General features: G+C 64.0%; 9 protein-coding genes. 6 read left to right on the forward strand and 3 right to left on the reverse strand.

Annotation, left to right across the window (positions count from 1 at the left end):
• From EN964_RS14030 to EN964_RS14040, 3 genes are all read left to right on the forward strand, one after another.
• On the forward strand, positions 1 to 971 hold a 971-nt coding region (locus EN964_RS14030), incomplete at its 5' end, for a DNA topoisomerase IB (protein WP_164775817.1).
• A 108-nt stretch (positions 972 to 1,079) separates the two neighbouring features.
• Entirely contained in the window at positions 1,080 to 1,454 is a 375-nt protein-coding gene (locus EN964_RS14035) for a YciI family protein (RefSeq protein WP_127270092.1), read from the forward strand.
• A complete protein-coding gene (locus tag EN964_RS14040) occupies positions 1,451 to 2,725 on the forward strand; it encodes an RNA polymerase sigma factor (RefSeq protein WP_127270094.1) in 1,275 nt (424 codons plus the stop codon). Before EN964_RS14035 ends, EN964_RS14040 begins: the two co-directional genes overlap by 4 nt.
• A gap of 21 nt (positions 2,726 to 2,746) precedes the next feature.
• On the opposite strand, the gene EN964_RS39090 is transcribed toward EN964_RS14040, so the two are convergent.
• Positions 2,747 to 2,878, reverse strand: coding sequence for a hypothetical protein (locus EN964_RS39090; protein ID WP_281057362.1), 132 nt, complete (start codon positions 2,876 to 2,878; stop codon positions 2,747 to 2,749).
• A gap of 86 nt (positions 2,879 to 2,964) precedes the next feature.
• Here EN964_RS39090 and EN964_RS14045 point away from each other — a divergent pair, with 86 nt between their 5' ends.
• Positions 2,965 to 4,479: an aldehyde dehydrogenase family protein gene (locus EN964_RS14045; protein ID WP_127270095.1), complete on the forward strand. Its 1,515-nt coding sequence runs from the start codon at positions 2,965 to 2,967 to the stop codon at positions 4,477 to 4,479.
• Positions 4,480 to 4,525: 46 nt separating this feature from the next.
• Here EN964_RS14045 and EN964_RS14050 read toward each other — a convergent pair whose 3' ends face one another.
• Together EN964_RS14050 and EN964_RS14055 are read right to left on the reverse strand one after the other, a co-directional pair.
• Positions 4,526 to 5,392 (reverse strand): hypothetical protein, encoded by an 867-nt coding sequence (locus EN964_RS14050; protein ID WP_127271538.1) that lies wholly within the window; start codon positions 5,390 to 5,392, stop codon positions 4,526 to 4,528.
• A gap of 154 nt (positions 5,393 to 5,546) precedes the next feature.
• Positions 5,547 to 6,410 (reverse strand): hypothetical protein, encoded by an 864-nt coding sequence (locus EN964_RS14055; RefSeq protein ID WP_164748799.1) that lies wholly within the window; start codon positions 6,408 to 6,410, stop codon positions 5,547 to 5,549.
• 371 nt (positions 6,411 to 6,781) lie between these two features.
• Between EN964_RS14055 and EN964_RS14060 the strand changes: the two genes are divergently transcribed.
• Both EN964_RS14060 and EN964_RS14065 read left to right on the forward strand, forming a co-directional pair.
• Positions 6,782 to 8,572, forward strand: a complete 1,791-nt coding sequence (locus EN964_RS14060) for a ShlB/FhaC/HecB family hemolysin secretion/activation protein (protein ID WP_245465079.1) — start codon at positions 6,782 to 6,784, stop codon at positions 8,570 to 8,572.
• A gap of 10 nt (positions 8,573 to 8,582) precedes the next feature.
• Positions 8,583 to 9,620: filamentous hemagglutinin N-terminal domain-containing protein (locus EN964_RS14065; RefSeq protein WP_127276457.1), on the forward strand; the 1,038-nt coding region annotated here is incomplete at its 3' end.

Here is a 9,620-nt window from a genome sequence, read left to right on the forward strand (position 1 = left end):
GTATCCGACGGCTAAAGACGGGCAAGGGGTTTTCCTACCAGGGGCCGGACGGAGGGACAGTTTCGGACACTACCAGGGCCCGCATCGAGGCGATCGTCATTCCGCCGGCCTGGACGGATGTGTGGATTTCGCCGGACGCGGACGGCCATATCCAGGCAACCGGCAGGGACCAGCGCGGACGCAAGCAATATCGCTATCATCCGCAATGGGCCGAAGAGCGCGATGGTGCCAAATATTCGAGCCTGGTTGCTTTCGCCGAGAGCCTGCCGGACCTGCGGCACAGGATCGACAGCGATCTGCGCCGTCGTGGCCTGCCGTTCGAGCGTGTCGTCGCCGCGGTCGTCTGGCTGCTCGATAACACGATGATCCGGGTCGGCAATGCCGCCTACGCCCGCGACAACAAGAGTTTCGGGCTGACCACGTTGCGCGACCGGCATGTGGATATTGTCGGTTCAAGCCTGCGCTTTGCCTTCAAGGGCAAGTCGGGCAAGGAGTGGAAGCTGAAGCTGGTCGACCGCCGCATCGCCAGGATTGTGCGCGGCGCACAGGACCTGCCAGGCCAGAAGCTGTTCCAGTATCTCGATGAGGACGGCAACAGGCGGCCGGTCCGCTCCGAGGACGTCAACCGCTATATCCGTGAGGCGGTCGGTGACGCCTTCAGTTCGAAGCATTTCCGCACCTGGGGCGGCACCATTCACGCCGCGTCGCTGTTTGCCCAAACGGAACTGCCGCAAAGCCAGGCACAGCGAAACAGGGCGATGAACAGCGTCATCGACAAGGTTGCCGAGCGGCTGGGCAATACGCGCGCCGTCTGCCGCAAATGCTATATCCATCCGCGGGTCTTCGAAGCGTGGTCCGAGGGGCGGTTGCTGAATGAAATGGCACAAGCCAACAAACGCAAACGCTCCATCGATGGTCTCGATGACGAGGAAGCTCTCGTGCTGCGATGGCTGAAACTGGGAGAAAGCTGACCGGCGCGGCTGGCCGTGGCCAAATCCGTCTACATCTGGATTTTTTTATCGACGTCGTGTCGGGATCGGTCTTACTGTTTCGTCCTTTGACAGAGAAAAGGACCCGCCATGCTCTACGCAATCCTCTGCTATGCCTCCGAAGATGTCGTCTGCTCCTGGAGCAAGGCACAGGACGACGAGGTCATGGCCAATCTCCTCGACGTTCAGGACAAGTACGCCAAGGCTGGTCGGCTCGGCCCGGTGGCACGGCTTCTGCCGACGACCGCCGCGACGACCCTGAGAAAGGTCAAGGGCGAATCGGTCGTCATCGACGGGCCGTTCGCCGAGACCAAGGAACAGTTCCTCGGCTTCTACACGCTCGAATGCGCCGATCTCGACGAGGCGGTGGAGTTCGCCCGCGAGCTTTCCGAAGTCAACCCGAGCGGCGGCTCCTATGAGATCCGGCCGGTCTCGATCTTCAATCCCGCCAAGGTTTCCGCATGACCGAAATGGCCTGGATCAGCTCCGCGATCAGCGCCGCCCGCCCGCAGGCGATGGGTGCGCTGCTGCGTTATTTCCGCGATCTCGATACGGCGGAGGAAGCTTTCCAGGACGCGTGCCTCAGGGCGCTGAAGAACTGGCCGCAGAACGGGCCGCCGCGCGACCCGGCGGCGTGGCTGATCTTCGTCGGCCGCAACAGCGGCATCGATGCGGTGCGCAAGCGCGCCAAGCAGGCGCCGATGCCGGAGGAAGACCAGGTTTCGGATCTGGAGGACGCCGAGAGCGATATCGCCGAGCGGCTGGACGGGGCGCACTACCGCGACGACATATTGCGGCTGCTGTTCATCTGCTGCCATCCTGATCTGCCGGCAACGCAGCAGATCGCGGTGGCGCTGCGCATCGTCTCCGGTCTTACGGTCAAGCAGATCGCGCGCGCCTTCCTGGTTGGCGAAAGCGCCATGGAGCAGCGCATCACTCGCGCCAAGGCGCGCATTGCGGACGCCGGCGTGCCGTTCGAGACGCCGGGCGCGGTCGAGCGGTCGGAACGCCTCGCCGCCGTCGCCGCCATGGTCTACTTGGTCTTCAACGAGGGCTATTCGACCAACAGCGGCGAGGCGCCGGCCCGCGCACCGCTGTGCGAGGAGGCGATCCGGCTGGCACGGCTCCTGCTGCGGTTGTTCCAGACCGAGCCGGAGATCATGGGGCTGACGGCGCTGTTGCTTCTGCAGCATGCGCGCGCACCGGCCCGTTTCGACGAGAGCGGCGAGATCGTGCTGCTCGAAGACCAGGATCGCAGCCTGTGGAGCCGCAAGATGATCGATGAGGGGCTGGCGCTGGTCGACAAGGCGCTACGCCATCGCAAGCCCGGCCCCTACCAGGTGCAAGCGGCGATTGCCGCACTGCACGCGCGGGCCGAAAAGGCGGAGGATACCGACTGGAACGAGATCGACCTGCTCTATCGCTTGCTGGAGCAGATGCAGCCGTCGCCGGTGGTCACGCTCAACCGGGCTGTCGCGGTCTCGAAGGTGCGTGGACCGGCAGAGGCGCTGGCCATGATCGAGCCGCTGGAAGAACGGCTTTCCGGCTATTTCCATTTTTTCGGCCTCAAGGGGGGCCTCTTGATGCAACTCGACCGGGGGGACGAGGCGCGCGTCGCCTTCGACCGCGCCATAGCGCTTGCTAACACGGCGGCGGAAGCGGCACATATCCGCATGCATATCGACCGGCTGATCAGGGACGGTGCGGTACGCCCACCGGCCAAGAAGGCAAACTGAGCGCCATCTGCCCCATCTGGCTCAATCGTGCAGTTTGGGCTTAGACCATGCCGGGGTGGTGATTTTCCCTTGAAACGAGTAATGCCACGCGATGATCGTGCCTGAGGTGCCTTTGTGCACGCGGGCAGCATGACGCCAGGCTTTGACCGGCATGCCTTTTGTGCATGTCGTTGTCCCAAAACCGCGGGGCACTTTTGGGCGACATGCATTATGAGCGACTGGATCTGAAAGGGACAAGAATGACGATAGGCAAGGAAACGACCGAACTGCTGGCGAAACTGGGTGTGGCCAAGGAGACGCTTGTCGGCGGCGACCTGATCGTGCGCAGCCCGGTGACGGGCGAGCAGATCGCGGCGCTGAGGACGATCTCGCCGGCCGAAGCGGCTAAGATCATTGATGCCGCGCACAAGGCCTTCCAAGCCTGGCGCATGGTGCCAGGCCCGCGGCGTGGCGAACTGGTGCGGCTGCTGGGCGAGGAGCTGCGTACGCACAAGGCCGAGCTTGGCCGGCTGGTCTCGATCGAGGTCGGCAAGATCCCGTCCGAGGGCCTCGGCGAAGTGCAGGAGATGATCGACATCTGCGATTTCGCCGTAGGCCTCTCCCGGCAATTGTACGGCCTGACCATCGCCACCGAGCGCCCGGGCCATCGGATGATGGAAACCTGGCATCCGCTCGGCGTCGTCGGCGTCATTTCCGCCTTCAACTTCCCGGTGGCTGTGTGGTCGTGGAATGCCGCCCTGGCACTGGTCTGCGGCGACGCAGTGGTGTGGAAGCCGTCGGAAAAGACGCCGCTGACCGCACTTGCCTGCGAGGCTATCTTCAAGCGTGCGGTCGAGCGCTTCGGCGCGGACGCACCTGATGGCCTGGCGCCGGTGCTGATCGGCGACCGCGCCGTCGGCGAGATCCTGGTCGATCACCCCAAAGTGCCGCTGGTTTCGGCAACCGGCTCGACCCGCATGGGCCGCGACGTCGGCCCGCGGCTGGCCAAGCGCTTTGCGCGCGCGGTGCTGGAACTCGGCGGCAACAATGCCGGCATCGTCTGCCCGACCGCCGATCTCGACATGGCGCTGCGTGCGATTGCGTTTGGAGCGATGGGCACGGCCGGCCAGCGCTGCACGACGCTGCGGCGCCTGTTCGTGCATGACAGCGTCTACGACGCCTTGGTTCCGCGCCTCAAGAAGGCCTACGAGAGTGTGTCTGTCGGCAATCCGCTGGAGACGTCCTCGCTGGTCGGGCCGCTGATCGACAAGGCGGCCTTCGACGCCATGCAGAAGGCGCTGAAGGAAGCCGCTGCCCATGGCGGCAAGGTGACCGGCGGCACGCGGGTCGAGAACGGCCATCCGGATGCGTACTACGTGCACCCGGCGCTGGTCGAAATGCCAAGCCAGGTGTCACCGGTGACGGAAGAGACCTTCGCGCCGATCCTCTACGTGATGAAATATTCGGACTTCGACGCGGTGCTCGACGAGCACAATGCCGTGGGGGCAGGCCTGTCCTCGTCGATCTTCACCCGAGACCTGCAGGAATCCGAGCGTTTCCTGGGTGTCGACGGATCGGATTGCGGCATTGCCAATGTCAACATCGGTACCTCGGGCGCCGAGATCGGCGGTGCCTTTGGCGGCGAAAAGGAAACCGGGGGCGGCCGCGAGAGCGGCTCCGACGCATGGAAGGCCTATATGCGGCGCGCCACCAACACGGTGAACTATTCCAAGGCGCTGCCGCTCGCCCAGGGCGTGTCATTCGATATCGACTGAAAGGCTCGCCGGCTTGGGCATCCCCGCACCGGGGATGCCGCACCGGTCAGCTGCCTGCCGGCGAGTCGAAGGCCTTGACGAACGCGGCATCGATGATAGCCAGCTTGACGGCCTGGGCGGTCATGTATTCCCGGTAGAAATCGCCCGACACCCACATCACCGAATTGCCGCGCTGGCCAAGCCAGCCAACGCTGCCGAGGTCTTCAGCATCCCGCAGTTTGCGTGCCAGGTGGGTTCGCGACAGCTTGAGCCATTTGGCGAAATCGCCGATCGAGACGACGCCGGTCGGTATTTCAGCGAGGCCGGCATGGTCGGGATCGACGCCCGATATCAGCCAGTCCATGACGACGCCGCCATTGTTGAGCCAGGTGAACAGCGAAAAGGTCTGCCTGGGCTCGCGCACGGGGCTGGAGGAGATCAGGCCGTCGGCCACCAGCGGCTGCACCCTGGCGAGAGCATCGGGCCGCTCCAGAAACGTCGCCAGACGGTTCGCACCGTTGAGACTGTCCAGCGTGTGCAGGTGCGCCATCATCCAGCCGGCAACCGTCTCCAGCGTGTTCACCGTTGGCTGAATGGGGCGGATGCGGCCGTCCTGTGTTGCCGGCAGGTGCTCGATGAAATTGTAATGCAGCATCTCCTTGAGGAAGGCGTCGGCGGTGTTGCGGCTGGCGACGGAATTCTCCCGGATGACGTCGATGAAACGCGCCGCCGTCAACTGCTTGCGGTAATCATCGGGCTCCCGTCTGAAATGCAGGGCAAGGCCGATATGCGCCATCAACCAGCGCTGCTGGGTGGCAAATATCGAGGCGAGCCTCGGGTTCATCCCATAGGCCTGGATCATCGCCTGCGCCTGGGCACGGACACAGCGATGCAATGCCGGGTGACCGGCAATATGGTCAAAGGTCTGCGTCATTCCCCCCATGCTCCGATCCAGCCTTACGGCCACGAAGACGCAGATCACATTCTCAGCCTTCACGGCCCGTGTCCAGACGCGCCCTGTCTATAACAGGTTATGATCGCCAGGAGACAATGTTCTCGGTCCGGGCAGATGTCGATCGCGCCGACCCTCAGCGGTCTTCCGGGACTGGAAAACAGGCGGCGAATGCCGCATCGACAATGGCCAGCTTGGCGGCCTGGACGGTCATGTACTCCTGGTAGAAGGTGTTCGACACCCACATCACCGAATGGCCGCGCTGGCCGAGCCAGCCGATGCTGCCGAGTTCCTCGGCAGCGCGCAGCTTGCGGGCGAGGTGGGTCCGCGACAGCTTGAGCCATCTGGCGAAATCTCCGATCGAAACCACGCTGGTCGGAATCCGGTCCAGGCCGGCATGATCGGGGTCGATGCCCGACATCAGCCAGTCCATGACAATGCCGCCATTGTTGAGCCAGATGAACAGCGAAAAGGTCTGGTTGGGCTCACGCACCGGCTTGGAGGCAAGCAGGCCGTCCGCGACCAGAGGCTGCAGCCTGGCAACCATGTCGGGCCGCTCAAGGAACCTGGCCAGCCGGTCGGCACCATCGAGATGATCCAGCGTCTGCAGATGAGCAAGGACCCAGCCGGTGAAAGTCTGCACGGTTGCCGCCGTTGGCTGCAAGGGGTGCGTGCGCCCGTCGCCACCCGAAACATACTCGGCGACATGATAGTGCAGCATCTCCTTGATGAAAGCGTCCGCCGTGTTGCGGCTGGCCACCGCGTGCTGGTGTACGAACTCGATGAAACGCGATACCGTCAGCTCCTTGCGGCGGTCGTGCGGATCGCGCCTGAAATGCATGGCAAGGCCGACATGACCCATCAGCCAACGCTGCTGCGTGGCGAAAATGGAAGCCAGTCGCGGGCTCGTTTCATAGATGTCGATCAGCGCCAACGACTGTGCCTGGACACAGCGATGCAGGGCCGGATGGCCGGCAATGTCTTCCAGATTCAGCGCCATCCTCCTCATGTTCCGAGTTAACTCCAACAGCGGAGTCGCGTCCACATTTTCCAGCCTTCGACAGCTGTGTCCAGAGGCACCGAATGCGAAGAGCAAGCCCAACCCGAACATGGGGCAGGCCACGACCGGTTCATGGTGGGGTCCGCTAACCGGTTGCTACGCTTTGGAAAACCCCTCCCAATAATAGTCAGCCGGACGGCCGCCCGTTGAATTGACGTTCACCAGAGCGCGGCATAGTTTCCGCGACATCCGAGCGGCGGGGGCACGCCTTCCCGGAAATGAGTTCGAAAGCAGAAGCCAATTAACGAGCGATGAAATCTCGCGCGGTGGCGAAGCTTTGCCGAACTCTACCTCGAAGGACGAGTGATTGAGTGAAGTATACAAGCAAGATCGCGGTTGGCAGGGATAACGACTGTCACCCAGTTTTCGGTGAGCTGGCAGCCCGTGGGGGATGGTTGATCCTGCTTGTTGCCTCGGCGTGCCTGTGGCTTCAAGCCGGCGCATTCGCGCAGACAGCCAGCCAGATCACGCCGCCCAGCTTTCGGCCGCCGCCGGCAGCCAACACGGCAGGTGTTTCCATTCCCGAAGGTGTGGGCCTCGAAGCGCCGGCGGGTGCCGGGAAGCTCAAGGTCAAGCTCGGGGATGTCAGCGTCGAAGGCGGCTTGCCCGACATGGCTGACGCAACACGCAAGATCGTTGCCGGCCTTGCGCACCGCACGGTGACGGCGGCGGAAATCTTTGCCGCGGCGCGAAAACTCGAAACCGAATATGGATGGGCCGGCTATGCGCTGGTGCGGGTGGTGCTGCCGGCGCAGAAGCTCAACGACGGCGCAAGACTCCGGCTGGTCGTCGTCGATGGCTTTCTCGAACGGATCGACACCAGCAATCTGCCCGAGCGCATACGCGGGCGGGTCGAGGCAACGCTGGCGCCGCTCGTTGGACAGAAAAGCATCAAGCTGTCGGCGATCGAACGCAAGCTGCTGCTGGCTGGCGATACGCCCGGCGCCCGGCTGCGCTCGACCTTGCAGGCAGGCTCGGCCAAAGGCGCAAGCGTGCTGGTCATCGACGGCAAATATCGCCCGATCGGCGGCCAAATGACCGGGGACAACTCGCTATCGCCATCGTTGCAGCGCTGGTCTACGGGCATCGGCGTCGATTTCAACTCATTGCTCGGCCTCGGCGAACTCGTCTATGTCAGGGCCGGCGGCTACCCCGATGGCGGCGAGAGCGGCCTGTTCACGGATGGCCCACGCAATCGCAACTATGCCGCCGGCATCGTCGTGCCGATCGGCTATGACGGGCTGACGCTCAACCTGGAAGCCAGCCGCACGCAGGCCAATCCGACAGCCGAGCCCGGCACGCTCGGCTTCGGCAGCGCTTTCGAGCGTTATTCGGCGCGGCTTCGCTATCCCTGGATACGCAGCCGCGCGCTTACGATCAGCACCGAACTGTCATTCGACGTGCAAAACGACACGCTCGACGCGGTGACGCCGATTTCGCTGCCGATCGCCGAGGACCGATTGCGCATTGCCCGGCTCGGTCTCGATGGCACCTGGTTCACACCGCTTGGCGGCGTCTTCATCGGCAACGTCGTTGCCTCTTTTGGTATCGATGGGCTCGGCGCGCGCTCGGCCGCCGATGCGACGCCGCTGCTGCCGCTGTCGCGCCAGGGCGCCGACGCCGCTTTCCAGAAGCTGGAGATCTCGGCCAGCTACAGCCAGCCGCTTTCCGCCCATCTCGGCCTCGATCTCTACGCCCGCGCGCAGACCTCGTTTGGCAAGCCGCTGCTGCAGTCCGAACAGATCGGGCTGGTCGGCGCGAACGGCCTGTCGAGCTTCGACGCCGGCGCGCTGCAGGGCGATTCCGGCTATGTGCTGCGCGGCGAGCTGTCCTCACCCTGGTACGTCCCGTTCACCGGCGGCATCGTTTCGTTGTCTCCCTACGTGTTCGGCGCTGTCGGCCAGGTGCATCTCGAAATGCCGACCGCGCTCGAGACGGCCAACATCGTCGGCGCGTCATACGGGCTTGGCCTTAAGGTCGGCACCGCGCTGGCGGGTGACGCGACCAACGCCAGCCTGACGCTGGAATGGGGCCGCCAGCATCGCGACGATCACCTGCCGACAAGCGATCGCTTTTCGCTCAGCGGCGCCGTCCAGTTCTAGAGAGATCACCATGAAGCGCAAAGCCCACCTCTCACGGCGGCACCTTAACCGCACCGGCGCGCCGTTGATGGCGCTGCTTTTGACGTCGACGGCACTTGTCGGCTTCACGTCGGCGCGAGCACAGGAACTGCCAACAGGCGGCAGCGTGGCGTCCGGCGGTGTCACCATCGCCAATCCATCGTCGTCGCAACTGACCATCAAGCAGTCGACCAGTTCGGCGATCGTCAACTGGCAGAGTTTTTCCATCGGCGCCGGCGCAACAGTCACTATCGACCAGCCATCGTCCTCGGCAACGATGCTGAACCGCGTCACCGGTGGCACTAAATCGACCATATCGGGCCAGCTCAACGCCAATGGCCAGGTGTTCCTGGTCAATCCCAACGGCATTGCCATCTCCAAGACCGGCAAGGTCAGTGCCGCCGGTTTCGTCGGCTCCTCGCTGGGCATCAGCGACGAGGATTTTGAGGCCGGAAAGCTGGAGTTCGAAGGCAAGGGAGCTTCCGCTGCCGTCGCCAACCAGGGTGCGATCAGCATCGGGCGTGGCGGCTATGCCGCATTGATCGGCGGCAGCGTCGACAATGCCGGCTCGATCACCGTGCCGCTCGGCAAGGTCGGGCTCGGCTCGGGCGAGAAGGCGGCGCTCGATCTGTCCGGCGACGGCTTCTTGCAGGTCTCCGTGCCGACCAGGGCTGATGGCAGCAATGCGCTGGTCAGCAATTCCGGACGTATCAGTGCCGATGGCGGACTGGTCGAACTCAAGGCGGCGGCGGTGCGCAATGCAGCACGCCAGGCCGTCAACATGTCCGGTGTCATCGAGGCACGCACGGTGTCAGGTCAATCCGGCGCCATCGTGCTTGGCGGCGATGAAGGCGCGGTCGAAATCACCGGCACGCTCGACGCTTCGGCCAAGGCCGGCGGCAAGGGCGGCAAGGTCACGGTCACCGGCCGCAAACTGAAGCTCAAAGCCGCCAAGGTCGATGCCTCGGGCAAGGATGGCGGCGGCAGCGTCAGGATCGGCGGTGACAAGCAGGGCAAGGGCACCTTGCAA

The sequence above is a fragment of the Mesorhizobium sp. M7A.F.Ca.CA.001.10.2.1 genome (assembly GCF_003998575.1).
Taxonomy (GTDB): Bacteria; Pseudomonadota; Alphaproteobacteria; order Rhizobiales; family Rhizobiaceae; genus Mesorhizobium.

Bases quoted from the DNA above. Each gene is read 5' to 3' on its own strand.
- EN964_RS14035 (WP_127270092.1), top strand. From the start codon at position 1,080: ATGCTCTACGCAATCCTCTGCTATGCCTCCGAAGATGTCGTCTGCTCC.
- EN964_RS14040 (WP_127270094.1), top strand. From the start codon at position 1,451: ATGACCGAAATGGCCTGGATCAGCTCCGCGATCAGCGCCGCCCGCCCG.
- EN964_RS39090 (WP_281057362.1), bottom strand. From the start codon at position 2,878: ATGCCGGTCAAAGCCTGGCGTCATGCTGCCCGCGTGCACAAAGGCACC.
- EN964_RS14045 (WP_127270095.1), top strand. From the start codon at position 2,965: ATGACGATAGGCAAGGAAACGACCGAACTGCTGGCGAAACTGGGTGTG.
- EN964_RS14050 (WP_127271538.1), bottom strand. From the start codon at position 5,392: ATGACGCAGACCTTTGACCATATTGCCGGTCACCCGGCATTGCATCGC.
- EN964_RS14055 (WP_164748799.1), bottom strand. From the start codon at position 6,410: ATGGCGCTGAATCTGGAAGACATTGCCGGCCATCCGGCCCTGCATCGC.